The following is a 21,232-nucleotide window of genomic DNA, read 5'->3' as shown; positions in this document are numbered from 1 at the left end:
TGGAGCAAACCCATGAGGCACACACTCGCCTGCACATTGGCCCTGCTGTTGACCGCACCCGCCACCCAAGCCTACGAGCTGTACAACCAGAACGGCACCACCCTGAACGCCGACCTCGAAGCCCTGTTCGGCGTCTTCCACAGCGATGAAAGCTACAACCAGGCCGGCAACCGCCAGCCCGGCAGCACCGCCTGGCAGGAGGGCTACGTGAAGTACGGCCTCAGCGGCAGCCAGGCACTGGCCGACAGCGGCGCGCTCTACGGCGCCGTCAACCTGCTCAGCTCCGCCACCTGGGGCGATGGCGACGCCGCTGGCCTTACCTTGGGCGACGAGCGCCGCACCGCCATCGAAGACCTGTACCTGGGCTGGCGCTCGGCCAGCCTGTTCCCGGCGCTGGGCGAAGATGGCGTGGACATTTCCGGTGGCCGCCAGGTAGTCACCCTGGGTGATGGTTTCCTGATCCAGGGTGACCCGGTCAACCTGGGCAAGGTCGACTTGGGCGCCAACTTCGACCGCGGCGGCGCCTACTACCTGGCCGCACGCAAGGCCTTCGACCGCACCGCTGTGCTACGCCTGGGCGGCAAACAGGGCTGGCGCGGCGACCTGATGTGGCTGAAGTCCGACAACCATTACCAGGCCGACACGTCGCTGGCGGTCGCCAACCTGGAGCACGTCGCCGACAACGGCACCGTCGGCCTGAGCTGGATCCGCGGCCTCGATGTAGACCAGCGCTACGCGCAGATCATGGGCCTGGAACACCGCGACGGCATGGACACCGCCAGCCTGCGCGGGCGTGGGAGCCTCGGTGTGAAGGACCTGGAGCTGGCCGCCGAGTACGTGACCCAGGACAAGACCGGCGGGCGCGAGAATGCCTGGTACCTGGAGGGCAACTGGACCTTCTCCCAACTGCCTTGGTCACCGACCGCCACCTACCGCTACAGCCGCTTCTCCGAAGGCTTCGACCCGCTGTTCTATGGCCTGAGCCGAGGCTACGGCACCTGGTTCCAGGGTGAAGTGGCAGCCAACTATGCCGGGCCGTTCAACAAGAACAGCCAAGTGCACCATGTAGCGCTGAAGGGCAAGCCACGGGACAATTTGACCGTCGGCGCGCTGTACTTCAACTTCGACACGCTGGACACCGACCAGGGCAACCTTGGCGGGCGCGAGTTGGACCTGTATGTGGAATGGATGGTCAACGACCACCTGCTGATCAGCCCGGTGGTGGGGTTCTACAAACCGGAGCGCAGTGCGGCCAATGGCGGTACGCAGCTGGGTGGGCGGGATACCGGGACTTACCTGCAATTGATTGTCGGGACCTTCTTCTGATCCGACATCCTGGGGCTGCTTCGCAGCCCATCGCGACGCAAGGCCGCTCCCACAGGGTGGACCTGCTCCCAAGGGTCGGATTGGTGTCCAACTTCTTGGGGGCAGTCCAAAGCTGGCGCGATCCCTGTGGGAGCGGCCTTACGTCGCGATGGGCCGCAAAGCGGCCCCGACAATCTCAAACCAACCCCTGCTCCCCCAGCCACCGCCGCACGCTCCTCTGCTGTTCACCCGCAAGCCCCGACAACACCGCCTCAACAGGCCGCCCACTGTGTATTTTTCGCACCACAGGCGCCAGTTCCACCCCCCGCAAATGCCAAACCCCCAGCGGCTGGTCCGCCGTCACCACGACCTCGGCTTCATCCACCAGCCCGTCACGCAGCACCGGCCGCCGCTCAACCCGCACCGCTTGCCAATCAGCCGCCTGATGGAGGGGTTGCGCATCCGGCCAACCTTGGCGCCGGGCCCAGAACGGTTGCCCCACCCGGCTTTGTTCCTGGGCATAAAAATCCCGGCCAATGCGGGCAAAACGCAAGAACAGCTGCTCGACCCGCTGCTGGTGAAACTGCCGCGCCAGCTCGGCCCGCTCAGGCCTGCGCAGCAACGTATTGATCACCACCGGCGCCTGCAATGCCGAAGAGAGCGACTGAAAAATCCCGTTGCCCGACAGCGGGTCAACGGCCATGGCGGCATCCCCCACCCGGATCCAGTCCTGCCCGACACATTCACCCGCCAGAATGGCGCTACTGCTGCGTGCATGCACCTGTGCCGGTATCAATGCCTGATCGTCGAACAGTTCAGCGACCAACGCGCTGCGGCCCCGCAACGCCACGCAATACGCTGCCAGCCCAGCCTTTCCCGGCAGCCCGGCAGCGTCCTGGGTGACTTGCCAGTAACAGCGGCCATCTTCCAGCCGTGCCATCCACGCCCAGCCATCCTCCAGGCTCTCCACCGCCGACGCAGGCGCACCGGGGCTACCCTGCCAGACATTGAGCAAGCTCACCGTTTCCGGCCCACGCAGGCGGTCTGCGGCCAGGGGCGCCTGACGGCCTCGGGCCTCGACCAGGAAATCAGCAGTCAGCACCTGCCCATCGTCCAGGCGCACATGATGACCGCCCCCCTGCACGACCTCTCGCACCCGCCCCTCGACCACACTCACGCCTGCGCGCTGAAGGTCTTCGCGCAGCGCCTGGTCAAAGCGTTGCCGGTCGAGCAAAAACTCCTGGTTCATGTGCAGGTGCTGGCCGTTCCAGAGCACCTGGCGAGTGGCCGGCATGGCCGCCTGGCTCAAGGCCTCGCCAAGGCCTGCGTGACGCAAGCCCTCCAGCACCCGCTGCGAAACGCCTTCAACTGCCGCGAAACGGCGCCATTGCGACACCACCGTCACGGTGTAACCCAACCGCCGCAAGCCAATGGCCGTGGCGGCACCCGCAGGGCCGGCGCCCAGCACCACAATGCGCAATTCAGCCATGGCGGCCACCTCGCCGCTCGGGCCCTTTGAAGGCCGCATGGTCACGCAACCAGTCATGCACCTGCTGGCGGTCCATTCCCTGGGCATCACGCAGCAAGGCGGCAATCTTCCCGCTCAACGCCGCGCAACCCAGGCTCGCACCCGCCCGCTCACTCGCACCCACGTACGCGCCAAAATCCGCCTGTCGAGTACCCAGCCACGACCACTGGCCCGGTGCACAGCGGGCATCGCCAGTGACCCGAATGACACCCGGGTAGCTGGCGGGGAACACCGGCCCACCCTGCGCCGGGCTGGATGCACACAACAGCACACCTGCGGCCAAAGCCTCGGCACAGGCCTGGTGCAGCACGGGCCGGTCCTGCTGCAAGCCCAGGCTCAGGTTGACCAGCGTGGCTCCCGACTCCACCAGCCACAGCAATGCGGCAGCCACCTGCAACGCACTGGTGCTGGCCTGGGCACTGAACACCTGGGCCACCAGCACCGACACAGGACCAGCCTGGTGTTGCAAGCTGGCGAGCACCGCACTGCCGTGCCCAAGTTGGTCGGGGAGCATTTCACCTTCGCGCAACTGGCCGTCTTCCAGCCAGAAACGGCGGGCGTCCCGCAAGCCGTTGGCCTGCTCCGGCGAGCAGCCGCTGTCGATGATGCCAACGCGCACGTCAGTGCCCATGCTTGATCACCTCCTGCGCCAGTACCTGCAACTGACCGTCATGCAGTTGCAGATGCAGGTCGGCATCGGCAAGGGTCGAAGCCCGGTGGCTGATCAGGATGCGCGTGCGCCCTGCGAACAACTGGTCGATGGCGGCGATCACTTCCCGCTCGGTGGTTTCATCCACCGCCGAAGTGGCCTCGTCCAGCACCAGGATCGCCGGGGCCTGCAACACTGCGCGGGCAATGGCGATACGTTGTTTCTGCCCCCCGGACAACTGCTGGCCGCGCTCGCCCAGCAGGCCATCCAGGCCCAGCGGCAGGCTTTCGACCAGGCTGTCCAGCCGCGCCAGGCGCACCACCCGTTCCAGTTGGTCACGGCTGGCCTCGGGCACGCCATAAGCCAGGTTCTGTGCCAGGGTGCCACGGAACAGCACGATGTCCTGGCTGACCACGGCGATTCGCCTGCGCAGTGCAACAAGGTCCAGGTCGCGCAGGTCGGTGCCGTCCAGCAGGATGCGTCCGGCGTCCGGGTCGTAGAAGCGCTGCAGCAGGTCGATCAGGGTTGACTTGCCCACCCCGGAGGCACCGCTGATGGCGACTTTCAGGCCGCCCGGGATGCTCACCTGCACGTTGTTCAGTACCGCACCCTGGCGCCCCTCATGGGCAAAGCTCAGCGCCTCCAGGCGCAACTCGCCGGGGCCATCGGGGATGGGCTGCGGGTTGGCGGCCTGATGTACCGCCACCGCTTCCTGCTTCAATTCCATCACCCTTCCCAGGCTCACAGCCATGCGCTGCACCGCCACGTACAAGCCCAACAGGCTCTGAACCGGCCCTACCGCCATGCCCATGTAAGTCGAAAAAGCGATCAGCGCGCCCAATTGCCAGGTGCCCTGGATAACCCACCACCCACCGACCAAAAACGCACAGGCGCGGCACCACGAGGTAAGCGTGCCGGGGATGGCCTGGGTGAAGAACTCGGTCACCTGCACCTTCAGCAGCTGGCGCATGTAGCCCTGGCCAAGCTGGTCCAGCCGCCCTGCTTCCCGGCCTTGCTGGCCGGCCGCCTGAATGAACTTCATCGCCGGCAGGGTCTCGACCAGGAACGACGACACATCCGCCGAGCGCTCACGCAAGTTGCGCACTTCGCGCTCCACCTTGCGCCGCATCCAGCGCAGCCATAGCACCTCGATCGGCACCAGCAGCGCCAGCAACAGGGACAACTGCCACGACAGCATCAGCATCAACGCCACTGCACCCACCAGGCCAATCACCGCCGACACCGCCGAGAACAACGAGTCCACGGCAAAGCGCTGGATCTCTGCCACATCGCCATCCAGCCGCGAAAGAATGTCGCCGATCCGCCGCCGCCCGTAGAAGGTCGGTGACAATTGCTGCAGATGGCGGTAAAGGTCGTCGCGCAGGGCGAACAGGATGCGCCCCGACAAGCGCGTATGCAGGTAGCGGTTGACCCCAGCCAGCACAGTGCCCAGCAGGCCCGCGCCGATCATGATTGCCGCCATGTGCCAAAGGGTCTGGTAGTCCTTGGCCAACAGCCCTTCGTCGATCAGGGTCTTGACCAGCCAGGGTTGCGCCAGCGCCAGCAGCGATGCACCCAGCGACAAGCCGAGCAACAGGCCGATAGCACGCCGGTGTGGGCGCACGAAACCATACAGCCAGGCCAACGCCTGGCGCATGAGTACAGGGTCGCTGGAGTCCACCAGCCTTGCGAACAGGCCGCCCACGTCAGCCGCGCAACTGCTTGAGCTTGCGGTACAGCGTCGCCCGGCTGATGCCCAGCGCCTCGGCGGCGGCCGACACATTGCCCTGTTGGCGGGCCAGGGCGCTGCGGATCTGTTCCAGTTCGTTGTCCTTCAGGCTGCCGGAGGGCGCTGTGCTGCTGGCCAGTTCGTCCAGCAGGCAATCGGTAAGGTGATCGAGGGTCAGCACCTGCTCGCCGTCCTCGCGCATGGCCAGCGCGGTGCGCACCACCATTTCCAGCTGGCGGATGTTGCCTGGCCAGTCGAAGCCTTCGAGCAACGCAGTCAACGCGGGGTCGAGGGTTACGCCACGCGCATTGGACTTGTCCAGCAGGCCCTGGATGATCACCGCCAGGTCATCACGTTCGCGCAGGGCCGGCAGGCGCAGCGACACACCGTTGACCCGGTAGTACAGGTCTTCACGGAAGTGTTGTTCCTGCACCAGGCGCTTGAGGTCGCGGTGGGTGGCGCAGATCAGCGCCACGTCAATGTCCTGCTCGTCGCCCGCCCCCAATGGGGCTACGCGGCGCTCCTGCAATACCCGCAGCAGGCGTGCTTGCAGGGCCAACGGCATGTCGCCGATTTCGTCGAGGAACAGGGTGCCGCCATGGGCCTGCATCAGCCGCCCTACCATGCCACCCCGGCGCGAGCCGGTGAAAGCGCCCTCACGGTAGCCGAACAGCTCGGACTCGATGAGCCCTTCGGGAATGGCCGCGCAGTTGACTGCCACGAACGGTTTGTCGGCACGCGGGCTGGCCTGGTGCAAGGCCCGGGCAACCACTTCCTTGCCGGTACCGGTTTCGCCCAGTAACAGCACTGGCAAACCATTGCCAAGCCCCTGGCGAGCCATGCGCAGGTTGCGCGCCAGGCGTTGATCACCACCGGCCAGTGCATCGAGTGCAGGCGACTGTTTGCTCAAGGCCGGTTTGCTGGGTGGCGTGCTGGAGCTGACCCGACCATGGCGCGGCAGCTGCAAGGCGCGGAAATAGAACTCACCCTTGGCGGTCTGCACGCTGCTCACCCCGCCTTGCCACAGGCGAGCGATAAAGGCCGGCGAACGCTCGCCCAGCAGGTCGGTGCTGCGCCGACCAAGCAGTTCGTGACGCGGCAACTGTAATAGCTGGCAGGCACTGTCGTTGGCAGCCAGCACTTCGCCATCCAGACTCAGGGCCAACAGGCCGTGCCAGGCACTGTTGAGGTACTGCGGCCGGCTGTGAAAGGCCAGCACCAACTGGTCCGGGTGGCACAGGCCGAACAGACGGCTTTCGATATTGCCGGCGGCCAGCATCAGCGTCGTCAGGCTGTCCTGTGGCTGCGCCATCACCCCTTCGCGGGTGATGTCGAGCACGCCGATCACTTCGCCACGCGGGTCGCGCAGGGGCACGGAGGTGCAGGAGAACGGGCTGAGGCGGTCAAGGTAATGTTCGCCGCAGTTGATCAGGGTAGGGCGGCCTTCCACCACCGCTGTACCTATCGCGTTGGTGCCACGCAGTGTTTCGCTCCAGCAGCTACCCGGTTGCAGGTCGCGCAGGCCCTCGCGGCTGAGTACGTGGGTCTGGCCCTCGATGGCCAGCACGTTGGCCTTGGCGTCGCCGAGGATGATGATGCCAGCCTTGCCCTGACGCGAGACCAGGTAGTCGAGTTCGGGGGTAACGGCATCGACCAACAGGCGGTTGCGCTCAAGCAGGGTACGCAAGTCATGGCCGTGTTCGAGGCCGAGGCCAACTTGCTCGCCTTGCAGGCTGTCCAGGCCATGGCCGAGGCTGCGGCGCCAGGAGGCGTCGATCTCGTCGCGCAGCATGCCCAACGGCAGCTCGCCTTCACTCGCCAGTCTCAGGCGGGCCTGGCGGGATTCGTGCAGCGGGTCTTGGGCGTTTGTTATTAGTTGTCGCGCCATTTTCTACTCCGGCTGTGCCCCGCAAGATGGCGGGAGACGGGCTTGGGAATTTTGCGCAGTGTGCGGGAGAAATGGCTGGGCGTCATCAGGTAGCGGATGGATTGGGGTGTAGCTGGGCTGGTGACCTGAAGCTGGCGCAATCCCTGTGGGGGGCTGGCTTGCCGGCGCCATCCCCGCGTCGCCTGCTTCGCGGGCTTGCCCGCTCCCACAGGGTTCACACCAGGCCTGAGGTCTGCGCTGTACCTGTGGGAGCGGGCGAGCCCGCGAAGAGGCCCTCAAGATCCCCCACATACCGCGCATAAATCAAAAATGCCCAAACCAGCCTTCAAACACCCCGCGCCTGTACAACCCTTTCCCGCCCCTTTCCGGTCTGCGCTTGGCCAAAAAACTAGTCATCCATCCGAGAAGTAATTGCCCACAAATGAAAAAACAGCAGTACAACGCAGAGAGTAGAAACCACCCACACTATGATAACACTGTCATCAGGTTTGTATGGCCCAAACAAACCGTCCCCGCCCATTGCATCTGTATAGACCCTCATCATAAGCACGAAATAGCAACCCGCAAGGCCCAATCGCCAATTACTTTTCAGCGATCTAAATACGGTTTTATTTAAGTACAACCTGAACACCACATCACACACTGCAAAAAAAACAAACAGCAGCACTTTCATTTTTTTGACTCACTCCTGAGCTGTTCCAATGTCGATGCCGACGAACCAAACTCGAACCACAACCCCCTCTTACCCAACTGCTTGAACTTCCTCTCCCTATCGGCTTCCAAATAGCGATATAAACGCCAGGCGCCTTTTTTGGGAACCCGCTGAGTTAAAGCCCGCCCAGAAAATACGAGATCTGCGCTGTAATAAGCCATGTTTCCCTCACGTTCACCATAACCCACCGACTTGGCAGCCTCCTGATATAGCTTCCGAACCGGCCCCACGACATCCGTGCGCCCTTCATAAAGCCCTCGGCCGTTCTCATAAAAGTTATTCCCACCATGGGCCATCAAGGGCATGCCATGAAACGCACATGTGGTACCTAAGCTAGCCATGCAGCTTGCCAAACCTGTAGCGGCCTGAGAGGCACCAGCGGCCATGCCGAAAACTTGCAGGGCCACTCGGCGAAATTCCGAGGCCAAGTTTTTAGCCTCACCTTCGATACTCTGGAGCCCTTCCTCCGGACTAATACGTCGCTGAACTACATCGTCCACCACTCGCTGCGCGTAATAGGCGAGCTCCCGATTGAACTGCATACGCAAGCTGCGATCCTGCAGGTACCGCGCACTGACAGTACAACCGTGACTGATCAACCCGGTGGCTGCAGCATTCACTTCCCAGAACGCCTGGTCCGGGCGATCGCCATATTCCTCTTGCCGGCTCATGGTATTTTCCCCCACGCCGCGTGCCCGGTTGTCCCGGCAGCATGGTGACTCCATCTGATCGAGCGGTAGCGAATTAGCAATTGCTCTTGCGCCTGCTGATCGGCCATCAACACGGCATGGGGTATATCCAGCTCCTGAGCGACGATCACCGCGCCTTCCAGCTTGATGGAAAAATATTTTTCCTGGTGACCTCCTGAGTGCGTGCGATAGAGGTCTATTTCACAGACGAGCGCCTCTTGGGAATCCACGGCCTGAGCCAGCAATGGACTGGCCTTGTCGACCAGTTTGGTGATCGACACGGGATGGTGAGTCGCGCGTCGGGTGTTGTCGGTGTTGGACATTGCGTGGTTCAACGCCAGCACCAGGATCTCATCCTGATGAGAGAGCTGGCATCGGTTACCAATGGACGGCTGCGAGTTGCAGCCTGCGGAGATCAAGCCCTGTCGCTCACCGTTTATCCGCATGTATCCGTTACTAGCCATGGCCAAATTTCCTTGTAGGTGGATGCCCAAGGTTACGGAGCAAGGAAAAGGCTGTATGTCGGCTGCGTCTGAAATGTTCTGGGCGTGCTTTAAACCTTTTGTTTATTCGGGCCTCTGTGAAGCTGCACGTGCCCGTGGGCAGGATGCCATGAGCTCAGTTCTGCAGCCGACCTCTTCATGGTTAAAACCACAGGGACGGCATCGCACCTTGGGTCACGCGATCCCTGTGGGAGCGGGCGAGCCCGCGAAGAGGCCCTCAAGGTCGATCAAGGCTGCTGATTCTGGCTCAGGAATTTGCCCACCGTCGCCGTGCCGTCCCCCGCATCCCCAGCCACCTGCCACAGCCGCCGCTCGATCCCCTGCGCCAGCAAGTGCCCTACCGCCGCTTCGATCGCCGACAGCACGCACAGCTGCGCCGGTTCATTGGTGGTATACCCCACCTCGGCTTCCAGCAGCTTCTTGAACTCGATGAACTTGAACACCCCGGCACTGCGCCCGACCGAGTAGATGGTCTTGCTGGTCATCACGTTGGCCAGCACCTGCCCGGTGCGCACGTCCACGGCGCGCAGGTTGACGGTGACCTGGTCCACCCGGTACTCGCGGGAGATGTCGATGCCCAGATAGCGCGCGCCTTCGCCGCCGCTGCGCACGTTGGTGTCGTAGGCAATGATGCCGCCCTCCAGCATCAGGTTGGCGGCCTGCAGCGGTGGCAGTTCGCCCATGATGTTTTCCGCTACATCCGGCTTTTTCTGCGATGCGCGGATGATCTTGCGCTCGGTCAGCAGGTTCTGCAGCCCTTCACGCTCCAGCACCACGAACCAGCCGCTGGCACTCAGGGCATCCATCAGCATGCTCGCCGCACCCTGGGTGACGCTGGTGGAGAACGAGCTGGCCGGGGTCGGCTTGTACTGCCCGGTCTGGTCGCGGAACCCGTACACCACTGCCATCAAGCGCCCCTTGGGCCGGGGCATGTTGATCAGGTCGTAGTAGGTCGAGGCCCGAGGGGTCAGGGTCGGGGTTTCCGAGTCCTGTTCGGCCGACATGGGTTCGCGCAGGCTGCAACCACTTTGCAGGCCCAGGGCGGTGAGGATCAGCAGCGTGCTCAGCAGACGTTTCATGGTGTTCTCTCCCCAACATAAAAGCCCTTCCCTCTCAGGGGTTCAGGCCGCTGACCTCAATGATCGAAATTTCTCCCGTGGCGCGATCGGTGACCTTGATGCTCAAGGCCCCGGAATCGTCGATGACGTCGATGAGAAACGCATCGGTCGCCATGCTGCCGGTACTGCCGTTACTGATGTTGTCGAGCAACTGCGACAACATCCGCGACTCCAGCTGGTTGCTGAAACGCTCCAGGGCCGTAGTGCCGGTAAAGGCCGAGGCGCGGTCCTCGAGGTCGGGGTCGTCGTGGTCGTTCTGCGCCTGGGCGTTGTTCAGCAGCCAGGTACCATTCAACGGGTTGCCGCCAAACGCCGGGTTCACCGGGGTGTACACCAGTTCCGTGGCCTGGGCCGCACAGGCGCTGGCCAGCAGGCAGGCGGCGATGCAACGGGGTATGCGATGGTTCATAGCTCGTCCCTCTCCAAGTCGGTGGTGTCCTGCAGCAGGCGTTGCAGCTTGCGTTGAATGATTTGCTGCTTGACCAGGTCGGCAGCTGCAACGGCCTCGTCTTTGAGCTCGGTGGTGTTCGGTGGCAGGAAGCGCCGGTACATGACTTCGCGCTCGAACTCCACGGTCACCAGGCTGCCCCAGCGCGCATCGGGGCGTTCGCGTACCACCAGGTTGAAGTCCAGGCGGCTGGTGGCACGCAGGCGGTCGGCGAAGTAGTAGTAAAAGTCGTGGCCGATGTGCGAGATGGTGTTGTCGACGATAAACCCCTGCATCTCGTCCTCCACCCCGGCCTTGGCCGATGTGGCCAACGCCAGCAGCAGGCACAACGCAGCCAGGCGCTTCATGGCGTATCTCCCGGGCCACTGTGGGTCTGCCCGCCGGCGGCACTATCGGTAAACGCCTGTTCGGCGACGAACTGCCAGTCGCTGTAGTGCTCAAGCCCTTCGAAACCGCTCCACTCGGTGTTGAAACCACTGCGTTTGAACGGTGTGTCGGCCGAGCGGCTGTGCACGCCAGTGATACGGCCGTCGATCGAACGCAGCAGGCCCCAATCGTCGCTGTTGGTGATGGGGTCGGGGTACAGCCGGCGAATGTGCCGGCGGGCCTGCGGAAAGCGGTTGTCCTGTAGCAGGTCAGCCAGGTCCTGCGGGTACTGGGCCAGCCCGGGGGATGCGCGGTAGTAGCTGCGCAGGGCCTGGGCGTACTGGCCGCCTACCCACAGCAACTGCCGTTCGCGGTCGCGCTGGGCGGCACTGGTCCAAAGCGTGCCGGTGGCTGCCAGGGCGACGCTACTGACCGCTATCAGCAGCAGCACGCCCAGGTAGGTGAAGCCGCCGTTGGCTTTACCATTCAGCGAAAAGGCTGCCATCACGCGCCCTCCCTGTGGCACCGCTCTTGATATCGGCCACGCCGCCCGCCACACCTTCTGGCGGGGGTACCAACTGCCAGGCATCGCTGCGCTCGGTAATCGGGTCGACCGGGGTGTTGCGCAGGTAGCGTTGTTCCACCAGTTGCTCCAGCGAATCCGGGTAGTGGCCGGTGTCGCCGTAGTAGTGGTCCAGCGCCTCGCGCAGCACCGCCAGGCTCTGGCGCAGGGTGGCCTCGCGGGAGCTTTCCAGGCTGTTGAAGTAGCGCGGCATGGCGATGGTCATCAGCGTGGCGATGATCGCCATCACCACCAGCAGTTCGATCAGGGTGAAGCCTTTGCTGCGTTTCATGGCTATCACCATTGCCCGTACGGGATGTTGTTGAGGCCTTTGCCGCGGGCCTTGGAGTACACGTCGAACACGTCTTCGCCTTCGCGCGGGTTGTCGGGGCTGCTCTCGTAGGCACGCAGGCCCCAACCGCCTTCATCTTCCGCCTTGGTCGCCAGCAGCGGGTCGTGCGGGATGCGCCGCAGGAAGTAGAACTTGGCGCCCTTGGCACTGCGCACGTCGCGCACCCCGTCCACCAGCACCTGCAGGTTCGGCGGGTAGCCGCTGGCATCCAGGCGCTTCTCGATGTAACCAGCGTCGAAGGCGCGCTTGTAGGCGTCGATGGCGTCGCGGATCTGGTACAGCGCCTCGCGCAACTGCTGCTCCTTGCCGCGGCGCACCACGGTCTCGGTCAGCGGCGCGGCCATGCTGGCGAGCAGCCCGAGCAGTGCCAGGGTCAGCACGACCTCGATCAGGCTGAAGCCACGCATGCGGCGCGAGGTTTTCATGGCCGCGGGCTCGCATTCACCGGGGCCACTGCCATCTGGCTGTCGACGACCGGGCTCTCGGAGGTGGGCGCATTGCCGGGCACGTCCACCGGTGGCAGCGGCGCCATCTGGCGTACCTGCATGGCCGACTCGGTGCCGGTGGAGAACTCCATGTCCGACGGGCTCTGGTACGGCAGGTTGCGCACGATGCGCGGGGTAATCGCCAGTACCAGCTCGGATTTGCTCATGTCGTCCTTGTTGCTGCCGAACAGCCGCCCCAAGCCCGGAATGTCGCCAAGGCCGGGGATCTTGTTGCCACTGGCGTTGTGGTCGTTGCGTACCAGGCCGGCCAGCACCTGGGTTTCGCCATCATGCAGGCGCAGGCTGGTCTGCGCGTTGCGGGTGTCGACCTGAACCGGGATGGTGCCCTGGCGGGTAGCCTCTAGCGGGGTGGCGTTACTGACCTCGAGCGCCACCTTGATCGCCACTTCATTGTTCAGGTGAACGGTGGGCTGCACTTCCAGCTTCAGGCCGACGTCCAGGTAGGTGACGCTTTCGGTGATCACCGGGCCCTGGGTGGACGGCACCGAGGTGGCGCTGATGATCGGCACCCGCTGGCCGATGTGGATACGCGCCTGCTCGCGGTTGCTGACGCGGATCACCGGGCTGGCCAGGGTGTTGATGTCTTTGTCCTGGGCGTTGATCTTGGCCTGCGGCGCCGGCGCAATGCTGATGCGGCTGGAATTGATCCCCTTGAGCTGGTCGAGCACGCTGACCGGGTTGCCATCGTCGCTCAGCACGCCGAAAGTATTCGGCCATTGCAGGCCAAGGTCGAGGATGCGCGAGGTGGCCACTTCCATCACCTCCACTTCCAGCACCACTTCGGGGTTGGACTGGTCCTGCGACTGCAGCAGCTTCTCGGCCATGCGTACCGCATCGGGGGTGTCGCGCATGGTCAGGGTGTTGAGGCGCTCGTCAACGAACACATCGCGGGTCTTGAGCATGGTCTTGACCATGTTCAGCGCGGTGTTGGCATCGATGCTGGTCAGGTAGAAAGTGCGCATGACCAGTTCCTGGTAGTCCTTGGCCTTCTGCGGCGAGTCCGGGTAGACCATCAGGGTATTGTCGTTGACGATTTTCTGGCGCAGCTGGTTTTGCTCCAGCAGCAGCGCAATCGCGTCCTCGATGCGCACCTCGCGCACGAAGATGGTGGCCTTCATGTCCGGGCGCAGGTCCTTGTCGAAGATGAAGTTGATGCCGGCCACCTGCGACAGCACTTCGAAGATGGTTTTCAGGTTGGCGTCGCGAAACTCCAGGGTCACCGGCCGCTCCAGCTTGCTGCGCAGCTGCGGGAACGGCTGCGCGGTACGCGCCTGGACGTTCTCGATGTCGGTGCGCAGCGCAATGCCCTTCTGGTTCTGCGGGTCCAGCCGCAGGACTTCGCGCATGTAGCGTTCGGCCCCGAACAGGTCGCCCTGGCGCAGCGCCGCCTGGCCCAGCGCTACACGTTCGTCGAGGGTGCGGATCAGCTCCAGCTGGCGGATGCCCTCCTGGGCGCGGCGATTGTTCGGTTCCAGGGTCAGCACCCGGCCATAGCCCATGCGGGCGTTGACGAAGTCGTGGCGGACCCGGTCGCTGTCGGCCTGGGTAATCAGGGCCTCGACCGCCGCCTGGCGGCTGTGGGCCAGGGCGATGTTCAGCTCGGTGTCACGCGGATCATCGCGCAAGGCCTCTTCCAGGCGGGCGATGCCGGCTTCGTACTGGCCCTCCTTCATCAACTGATCGCTGTCCTTGCGTACCGCGCTGGAGCCGCAGCCGGCAATGGCCACGCACAGCGCCAAAAGCAGGAACGGAGCAGGCTTGCACAGCTTTGACGATTTCATGGTGCGCTCCCGACAGACAAGGTCTGCGACTGGTGCAAAGGCAGGTAGACCAGGTTCAGCTCGCTGGCCGATACCCGATCGAGGCGATAGGTGTCTTCGATGACGTCGCCCTGGCGCACGACGTAGAGTTTTTCGCCGCTCTGCAGGAAAATCTGCAGGTCGTCGTCGTTGCCCATGCGGCCGATGAACTGGAACGGCAGCTCCGGAGCCGTCGGGGCCGCGGCGACGACAGGTGCGGTCATGACGGGTTGTTCGGTGACCGTGGCCAGGGCTTTGGGTTTGGTCCATTGCTGGGTTGGGAACAGGTTTCTGGAGGCCTGCTCCGGCCCTTTTGCGGCCAAAGCCGCTCCTACAGGCTCGGCGTTGCCCACAACCCCTGTGGGAGCGGGCTTGCCCGCGAAGACCGCGACGCTGTCTTCCTGGCCGAACCAGTGCCCTGGTGCCCAGGCGAGGACTGCGCTCACACCAAGGAAACCGGCCCAGATGACTGCACGTTGAGTGTTCATCACGACCTCGACAGGTAAAGGGTCATGCGCAGCCGGGCGTTCAGCTCGCTGTCGCCGATGCGTTTGCGTTGCAGCTCGAGGTCTTCCAGCACCAGGGTCGGCAGCTGCTTGAGCAGGCCTTTGATGAAGCCGCGAATCTGTGGGTAGCTGCCGCGCACCGGCAGCAGGATCTGATAACGCGCCAGCTGGGTCTTGGGGTCGATGCCCAAGGCGTATTCGCCACGTGCCAGGCTGATGTGCTCGGCACTGGCCAAGTGGTACAGGCGCTCGATCAGTTCGCTGGCCTGGGGTTGCCCTGGCAGTTGCTGGCGCAGGCTGTCCAGCGCTTCCTGCTCTGGCTTGAGGGCAATTTTCAGCTCACCGCGCTTGACCCGCTGCACCTGTACGCTGGCGTCCGCTTCACTGGCACGCAGTTCGCGCACGTCCTGCCATTGCGGCAGCACCCCGGCACAGATCACGCCAATGGCCAGCACGCTGACCAGGACTGCGCCCAAGCCGACCGGGCCAATGCTGCGCAGGCGTTCCTGGAGGATCAAGCTGTTCAGTGCGTCAGGGGCGCGCATGGCCGGTCTCCCAGGTAGCGGTGAGGGTAAAGCGCACCGGGTGCTCAGGTTGCGCGGCCAGCACTTCGTGGTTGAGCAGCGACACGTCACTCAGCTCTGCACTGGCTTCCAGCCGTTGGTGGTACTGCAGCATCGCTTCCAGGTTGCGTGCTTCGGCAGCGATGCGTACCTGGCCTTTGCGCGCATCCGGGGTCAGGCCAAGCAGCGCCACATCTTCTTGCGGCATGGCTTCGAGCATGGCGAACAGCTGTTGCCAAGGGCGTTGCAACTGCTGCGACACGCTGCGCATCTGTGCCAGGCGCTCGGCCTGTTCGCGGCTGGCGGCACTGTTCAAGGGCGCGGCAGTGGCCGGGCGGCGGCCCAACTGCAATTCCAGGCTGTGCACGCTGGCCTCCAGGTCGACCTGCTCGGCCTGCAGGCCGTGTTGCAGCAGTACCAAGCCGGCAACCACTGCGCTGGCCAGGATGAGCAGCGCCCAGGCCAACGGGCTGCTGCGCCGTGGCTGGAATTCCAGGTTGAGGCGGCGCATGTCAAGCCACCGCCCGCCACATGGCGCACAGCGGGTCGGCTTCGCTGGCCGGCTGGCACAGCTGTACCGCCGCCAGTTGCGGCACGTCGCCCCGCCCCGGTGCATGCAGGTAGACCCGTGGCAGGTGCTCGCCGTACAGCTCGCAGGTGCGCTCGATCAGCGCTTGCAGGGCCTGGTCGCTGTCGGCGCAACCTTGCGCCAGCACTTGCTGCCACGCCCCACCGGCCGCCAGCAGCAGCACGCTGCGGCGTGGTTCGGCCAGCACGAACAGGAAGTCGCCCTGCTCCAGCTGCGCCGAACAGCGGTTGTAGGCCGCCATCAGGTACGGCTGTACTGACCGCAGGTTCAGGCGGCTTTCCCGGCCCAGCGCCTGCAGCCGTTGCAGCAGCGCCTCGGGCAGTGCCGTCGCGATGCGGGCGGCACCGGCAGGCTCGGGCGACAGCACGATCCGCCAGTCGTCCAGCGATTGCCCATAAAGGTTTTCGAAACAGGCCCTGGCATAGGCATCCAGCTCGCGCGGGTGGCCGATGGCATCGCTCCAGGGCACCAGGCAGAAGCGGCTGTAGCGGGCCGACAGCAGCACCCGCAACTGGGCACCCCGCACCGCATGCTCGGCCAGCAGCGCAGCCAGCCCGTCGACGGCGGCATCCCAGGCCGGTTGGGTGGCGTCGCTGCTGAACTCGCGGCTGCCCAGCCACTGGTGATGGTTCTTGTGCCAGCGACCCAGGCCGACACCCTCGGCGCCCAATACGGCGCAGTAACGGTCAGATGAATGTGACACGGTTGATCTCCTCAAGGGTGGTACGGCCATCGCGGACCAGGTCCAGGGCCGAAGCCCGCAGCAGGCGCAGGCCACGCTGGCAGGCGAGTGTCTTGATTTGCGCCAGGGGGCGGCGCTCGACGATCATCTGCCGCAGGTCGTCGTCCAGGTGCAGCAGCTCGGCGATGGCGCTGCGGCCGCGGTAGCCACTGCCGCGGCACTGGCCGCAGCCCTGGACGCGAACGAAGCGCCAGCCGGCCACCCCGTCGCGGGTCAGGCCCGAGCCATGCAAGGTGTCGTCATCGTGTTCGCAGGGCGCGGCGCAGTGCGGGCAGGCTAGACGAATCAGGCGTTGGGCCAGCACCGCGTTCAGCGCGGACACGAAGCTGTAGGGGTCGACCTGCATCTGGCTGAAGCGGCCGATCACGTCGAATACGTTGTTGGCGTGAATGGTGGTGAATACCAGGTGGCCGGTGAGCGCCGACTGCACGGCGATCTGCGCGGTGTCCGGGTCGCGGATTTCACCCACCAGGATCTTGTCCGGGTCGTGGCGCAGGATCGAGCGCAGACCGCGGGCGAAGGTCAGGCCCTTCTTTTCATTGACCGGAATCTGCAGCACGCCAGGCAGCTGGTATTCGACCGGGTCCTCGATGGTGATGATCTTGTCCACGCCGTGGTTGATCTCGCTGATCATGGCGTACAGGGTGGTGGTCTTGCCGCTGCCGGTAGGGCCAGTGACCAGGATCATGCCGTAGGGCTCGGCGGCCAGCCGGCGCAGGGCGCGCAGGGTTTCATCGGCAAACCCCAGGGCCTGCAATTGCACACCACTGACCCGGTCGGACAAGTCCTGCTTGTCGAGCACCCGCAGCACCGCGTCTTCACCAAAGATGCTGGGCATGATCGATACACGGAAATCGATTTGCCTATCGCCAACGGCAACCTTGAAGCGGCCGTCCTGGGGCACGCGTTTTTCGCCGATATCCAGCTCGGCCATGACCTTGATACGCGAAATCACCTGGTCGGCGAAGGCACTGCCGCTGGCTTTACCGGCACCGTTAAGCACACCGTCGATGCGGTACTTGATGGTCAGGCCCTGGCCAGTCATGCCCAGGTGAATGTCGCTGGCATGCAGCTTCAGCGCGTCATACAGGGTGGAGTTGACCAGCTTGACCACCCGGCTCTGGTCTTCGCTGATGCTGGCCAGCGACAGGCGTTGCAGCGGGTCGCTTTCGCTGCTGGTCTCGGCATCGTGGTCCAGGGCATCGACGGCGTGGAAGCTTTCTTCATGGCGGGCAAGGAAGGTGGCCAGCTCGGCAGGATGGGCCAGGTACAACGGCGCGCCCTGCAGCACGTCATCGATCCAGGCCAGGCGGGCAGGGTCGAAGGGGTCGGCGAATACACCCAACAGTTGGCCGTCCTGCTCGATCAGCACGAATTCGCGCTTCAGGCACGCGGCCAGGCTGACCTTGTCGAAGCGTGGCGTACTGGCCAGCAGGCTGTGGCTAGCCAGTACCGGGTAATGCAGGGTCAGGCCCAGGCGTTGGGTGAAGGTGCCCGGGGTATCGCCGGCCAGTTGCTCCAGGCAGTTGAGCAGGCGTTGGTCGGTGGCTTGCAGGCGAGCCTGGGCCAGGAGGTCGCGGGGGTAGGCTTGAAGTGGTTTTGGCTGTGCCGGCGACAGGGCCGCAACGGTTGCATCGAATGCTTCTGGCATGGCCTACGACTCCGCTCAGGGGCGCGTCGCAGGCTGGCTCGGCCAGGGGTGCGGGCGCCGCTATTCCCCTGTAAGCAGTTGGTCGTCGTCGGGCCCTGGTGGCTTGGCGCCGTTTCGGCGGCGGTCGGCCAACACCCAGCTTCCATCGTACAACTGCAGGGGGAACGATTCGTTCCTGTTCTGGCGTCGTTCGACGAACCCTTCAGCCGGGTTGTCCGTGGCCCTGCGCCGGCGCTCGATGCCCATCAGGTCGAAGATTGCACGGGCCAGTTCCATCAACGGGAACGGCTTGAACAGGACATGGCTCACGCCCAGTTCGGCGGCCCGCTCACGCACCTCGACGGTGGGGTGGGCGGTGATCAGCACGAAGTGGCACTGCCTGTTCTTGCGTACAGCCTCCAGTACCTGAAAACCTTCCATATCGGGCAAGCGGTAATCCAGCACGACTACTTGCGGTGCCAGGCTTACAGCCTGTTCGATACCACTGGCACCGTCGTGGGCAACATGAACTTCCAGGCCTTGCGCCTGCAGGTACGCTTGCAGGTTCTGCGCAAGAGTCTGTTCGTCATCGACTACCAATACTCTGTTCACCAAGGTCGACTCCCAAGAACTGCCCGGTTACCCGGTCTGCGAAGTGCGCCCTTGTACAAGCTTGAGCAGGCTTCGTGCCAGGCGTGAATAGTCATGTTGCACCGCTGTAACTCATTGATTTTACGATGGTGCCGGCCAACACCGATAACGCGGCGGGCAGGCGCACCCAGCCTGTTCCCCAGAACCGGGGAAAATGATGGCACATTGCCAAACCCTGATTCCCCAGCATTGGGGGAACCGCCATCAGGGAACTCAGTCGGCGATCTCCACTTTAGCGGATTCACGCAAACGTTGGCGCACCAACTTGCGCGCCTGCGCTTCTCTTTGACCGATGAGCGTGGCCCTGGCCAACACCAGGCCCTGTTCGTGTATGACTGACGGATTATCACTTTGGTTCTGCGCTCCCTGCAGGCTTTCTCGGTTGGCAGCATAGAATGCTTGAACATCCTCCTGGCTAGGCGCGTCGACTGCGCTGAGCCGGGCATACACCAGCTGGGCGGCCATCTCGTGTCGGGTGTATTCAGTGTAATGTGCCCGATCGAAGCCTGCCTCTGCCAGACGCCGCTCGAAAATGGCCGCGTTGCCAAATGCCGCCTCCACTTCGCCGACGTGTGCCGACACCTGTTCATCGCTGATGGCAATGCCCTGGCGTTGCGCCTCCTGCCACAGCAGTTCCTTGTCGATCAGCTCGTCCAGCGCCTGGTCGCGCAGGCGCTTGTACAGGCCCGGGTTGCGGATGCTGGTCAGCGCACGGCCCTGGGCCTCCAGGTACTCGCTGAAATAGCGCTCCAGGCGCATTTGCCCGATCTCCACACCGTTGACCCGCGCGGCGGGCATATCGGCCCAGACCGCCCGGCCCAACACCAGCAACAGGCACAGCAACATGATACGCATGGCAACCTCCGTTCAAGGCGTTACCGGCACCGGCCGGTACGGGGTGACCGCAGTGAAGTGCGGGCCAGGCAGGTCGACCGCTACCACATGGGCGCCGGCCATGCCCTGGCGACGCCCGGGGCCAAAGCCCAATGCCGGGGTCAGGCCAGTGGCCACATCGTGCAGGCCCTCCAGCGCGGTAATCAGCTGCTCGCGGCTGGCGTCACGGCCAATCTGTTTCAGCGCTTCGCTGAGCAACCGCAACGCACACAAGGTGGAGACCTGCAACGAAGCCTGGCGTGGGTCGAGGCCCTGACGCTGTTGCAGGCCGGCCAAAGTCGCCAAGCCCTGCTCGGTCCAGTCCCCAGGCACATAGGGATAGGCCAGGAACAGCCGTCGCGACCACTGCTCCGGCAAACGCGCCACGGCCCCGGCTACCTGGCTGGAAGCGGCGAACAGGTATGGCTGGCGGCCCGCTGCCTGCAACGCTGCCGCCAGCTCGGCAAAGGCCTGAGCGCGGCCAAGGAAGATGATGCCCGGGCCATCCACGGCCTGGCCATCGAACGCCTGGATGGCGGGCATCGCCCAGCCCTGCTGCAGCAACCGCTCGCGTACCTGCTCGGCCAATGCGGCCTGTTCATTGCCAGCGTAAACCACGCGCAGTTCACCGGGGGCCAGGCCCAGCGCGGTGCGGGCGTGGCCTGCCAGGCTCAACAATTGCTCCGGCAGGCCGGGCAGCGGGTCGAAGATCTGCGCACTGCCGCCGCTGCGCGGGGTGCTGCCGATGAGGGGGACATTCTGTGCCCCCAGCAAGGTTGTCAGGCGCTGGTCGAGCATCGGCGCCAGCGGCGCGACCAGGGCAAATACCCGCTCTTGCCCCAGCAACCGCTGCAAGGCGCGTTCGGCGCTGGCCGGGTCGGCGCCCGGATCGAGCACCACCAGCTCCAGCCGTCGCCCGTGAATGCCGCCTTGCAGGTTGAGTTGCGCCACACCGTCCTGCAGTACCGCCCGAATCACGTGCCCGGCTTCGGCCAACGGGCCGCTGGCAGGCAGCAGGGTGCCCAGGCGCAGCACGCCCTCCTCCACGCCGGGGTCGCGCTCCTGGGCCAGGCGCTTGAGATAGGCCGTGAGGTTGCGCTGGTCGGCCAAGGTCAGCTCGAAACGGGGCATGGCCGGGTCCAGGCGGTTACCGGCCGGGTCCACACCCTGCTGGATGGCCCGGGCCAGGCTACTGTCGGTATAGGCCGGGTAGTTGCGACCGTTAGCTTCGCGCGTGCCCTGCCCCAGTGCCAGGCGTTGCCAGTCCAGGCTGGGTGGGCGCACCCCACCTTCGGCACGGCCACGGCCGTCGCTGCCGTGGCAACTGGCGCAGGGCAGCACGCTGGCAGGGACGGCCATGTCGCTGGCACCGACCCGGGCCTGCAGTTGCGCATCACTGCTGGAAAGCCCTTCGCGGTAGAGGCGTTTACCGGCTTGTTCGTGGTCGGTAAGGTCGAGGGCCAAGGCCGAAAAAGAGGCCATGCCAAGCACGCATGTGAGCCATACCGCAAGCCCTGCGGGAGC

At 64.5% G+C, this 21,232-nt stretch carries 23 protein-coding genes; 1 reads left to right on the top strand and 22 read right to left on the bottom strand.

Going from position 1 to position 21,232, the window contains the following annotated elements; genetic code table 11:
• The first annotated feature begins 12 nt into the window (after positions 1-12).
• Positions 13-1,326, top strand: coding sequence for a hypothetical protein (locus E8E68_RS05090; RefSeq protein ID WP_280340043.1), 1,314 nt, complete (start codon positions 13-15; stop codon positions 1,324-1,326).
• A gap of 175 nt (positions 1,327-1,501) precedes the next feature.
• Here the strand turns inward: E8E68_RS05090 and E8E68_RS05085 are convergent, their stop codons facing one another.
• From E8E68_RS05085 to E8E68_RS04980, 22 genes are all read right to left on the bottom strand, one after another.
• Positions 1,502-2,794: a tryptophan 7-halogenase gene (locus E8E68_RS05085; RefSeq protein WP_266029905.1), complete on the bottom strand. Its 1,293-nt coding sequence runs from the start codon at positions 2,792-2,794 to the stop codon at positions 1,502-1,504.
• Positions 2,787-3,464: a S8 family serine peptidase gene (locus E8E68_RS05080; protein ID WP_266029903.1), complete on the bottom strand. Its 678-nt coding sequence runs from the start codon at positions 3,462-3,464 to the stop codon at positions 2,787-2,789. Before E8E68_RS05080 ends, E8E68_RS05085 begins: the two co-directional genes overlap by 8 nt.
• Entirely contained in the window at positions 3,454-5,187 is a 1,734-nt protein-coding gene (locus E8E68_RS05075; RefSeq protein ID WP_266029902.1) for an ABC transporter ATP-binding protein, read from the bottom strand. The genes E8E68_RS05080 and E8E68_RS05075 overlap by 11 nt, the downstream gene beginning before the upstream one ends.
• Before the next feature lies 1 nt (position 5,188).
• Entirely contained in the window at positions 5,189-7,099 is a 1,911-nt protein-coding gene (locus tag E8E68_RS05070; protein WP_280340039.1) for a sigma-54-dependent Fis family transcriptional regulator, read from the bottom strand.
• A gap of 388 nt (positions 7,100-7,487) precedes the next feature.
• Positions 7,488-7,772, bottom strand: a complete 285-nt coding sequence (locus E8E68_RS05065; protein WP_266029898.1) for a hypothetical protein — start codon at positions 7,770-7,772, stop codon at positions 7,488-7,490.
• Positions 7,769-8,482: a DUF4225 domain-containing protein gene (locus E8E68_RS05060; protein ID WP_266029897.1), complete on the bottom strand. Its 714-nt coding sequence runs from the start codon at positions 8,480-8,482 to the stop codon at positions 7,769-7,771. Before E8E68_RS05060 ends, E8E68_RS05065 begins: the two co-directional genes overlap by 4 nt.
• Positions 8,479-8,964, bottom strand: a complete 486-nt coding sequence (locus E8E68_RS05055; protein ID WP_266029895.1) for an Hcp family type VI secretion system effector — start codon at positions 8,962-8,964, stop codon at positions 8,479-8,481. Before E8E68_RS05055 ends, E8E68_RS05060 begins: the two co-directional genes overlap by 4 nt.
• Before the next feature lie 266 nt (positions 8,965-9,230).
• Positions 9,231-10,082 carry a CsgG/HfaB family protein gene (locus tag E8E68_RS05050; RefSeq protein WP_266029893.1) on the bottom strand — a complete coding sequence of 284 codons (852 nt, stop codon included), beginning with the start codon at positions 10,080-10,082 and terminating at the stop codon, positions 9,231-9,233.
• A 34-nt stretch (positions 10,083-10,116) separates the two neighbouring features.
• Complete coding sequence (locus E8E68_RS05045; protein WP_110744413.1) at positions 10,117-10,530, bottom strand: curli assembly protein CsgF; 414 nt, start codon at positions 10,528-10,530, stop codon at positions 10,117-10,119.
• Positions 10,527-10,916, bottom strand: coding sequence for a curli production assembly/transport protein CsgE (csgE, locus tag E8E68_RS05040; protein ID WP_110744414.1), 390 nt, complete (start codon positions 10,914-10,916; stop codon positions 10,527-10,529). The genes E8E68_RS05045 and csgE overlap by 4 nt, the downstream gene beginning before the upstream one ends.
• Complete coding sequence (locus E8E68_RS05035; RefSeq protein WP_266029889.1) at positions 10,913-11,440, bottom strand: type II secretion system protein; 528 nt, start codon at positions 11,438-11,440, stop codon at positions 10,913-10,915. The genes csgE and E8E68_RS05035 overlap by 4 nt, the downstream gene beginning before the upstream one ends.
• Entirely contained in the window at positions 11,415-11,789 is a 375-nt protein-coding gene (locus E8E68_RS05030) for a type II secretion system protein (protein WP_003247965.1), read from the bottom strand. The genes E8E68_RS05035 and E8E68_RS05030 overlap by 26 nt, the downstream gene beginning before the upstream one ends.
• 5 nt (positions 11,790-11,794) lie before the next feature.
• A complete protein-coding gene (locus tag E8E68_RS05025) occupies positions 11,795-12,274 on the bottom strand; it encodes a type II secretion system protein (RefSeq protein WP_110744416.1) in 480 nt (159 codons plus the stop codon).
• The gene (locus E8E68_RS05020) at positions 12,271-14,136 is read right to left on the bottom strand and encodes a secretin N-terminal domain-containing protein (RefSeq protein WP_266029886.1); all 1,866 of its coding nucleotides are present in this window, start codon (positions 14,134-14,136) and stop codon (positions 12,271-12,273) included. The genes E8E68_RS05025 and E8E68_RS05020 overlap by 4 nt, the downstream gene beginning before the upstream one ends.
• Positions 14,133-14,642, bottom strand: a complete 510-nt coding sequence (locus tag E8E68_RS05015; RefSeq protein ID WP_266029884.1) for a hypothetical protein — start codon at positions 14,640-14,642, stop codon at positions 14,133-14,135. The genes E8E68_RS05020 and E8E68_RS05015 overlap by 4 nt, the downstream gene beginning before the upstream one ends.
• Positions 14,642-15,205, bottom strand: coding sequence for a type 4a pilus biogenesis protein PilO (pilO, locus tag E8E68_RS05010; protein ID WP_266029882.1), 564 nt, complete (start codon positions 15,203-15,205; stop codon positions 14,642-14,644). The genes E8E68_RS05015 and pilO overlap by 1 nt, the downstream gene beginning before the upstream one ends.
• Positions 15,192-15,734 carry a pilus assembly protein gene (locus tag E8E68_RS05005; protein WP_266029880.1) on the bottom strand — a complete coding sequence of 181 codons (543 nt, stop codon included), beginning with the start codon at positions 15,732-15,734 and terminating at the stop codon, positions 15,192-15,194. Before E8E68_RS05005 ends, pilO begins: the two co-directional genes overlap by 14 nt.
• Before the next feature lies 1 nt (position 15,735).
• Positions 15,736-16,515, bottom strand: a complete 780-nt coding sequence (locus tag E8E68_RS05000) for a hypothetical protein (RefSeq protein ID WP_266029878.1) — start codon at positions 16,513-16,515, stop codon at positions 15,736-15,738.
• Complete coding sequence (locus E8E68_RS04995; protein ID WP_280340029.1) at positions 16,499-18,205, bottom strand: GspE/PulE family protein; 1,707 nt, start codon at positions 18,203-18,205, stop codon at positions 16,499-16,501. The genes E8E68_RS05000 and E8E68_RS04995 overlap by 17 nt, the downstream gene beginning before the upstream one ends.
• 60 nt (positions 18,206-18,265) lie before the next feature.
• On the bottom strand, positions 18,266-18,799 hold the full coding sequence (locus E8E68_RS04990; protein WP_177410727.1) for a response regulator: 534 nt from the start codon (positions 18,797-18,799) through the stop codon (positions 18,266-18,268).
• Positions 18,800-19,048: 249 nt separating this feature from the next.
• Positions 19,049-19,690, bottom strand: coding sequence for a SurA N-terminal domain-containing protein (locus tag E8E68_RS04985; protein WP_280340026.1), 642 nt, complete (start codon positions 19,688-19,690; stop codon positions 19,049-19,051).
• A 12-nt stretch (positions 19,691-19,702) separates the two neighbouring features.
• Positions 19,703-21,190, bottom strand: coding sequence for an ABC transporter substrate-binding protein (locus E8E68_RS04980; protein WP_280340024.1), 1,488 nt, complete (start codon positions 21,188-21,190; stop codon positions 19,703-19,705).
• Positions 21,191-21,232 lie beyond the last annotated feature (42 nt).

Origin of the sequence: Pseudomonas sp. BN607, from assembly GCF_029871175.1 — a bacterium.
Taxonomy (GTDB): Bacteria; Pseudomonadota; Gammaproteobacteria; order Pseudomonadales; family Pseudomonadaceae; genus Aquipseudomonas.
The sequence above is the reverse complement of the archived record's forward strand: the minus strand, read 5'-3'. Positions and strand labels throughout refer to the sequence as shown.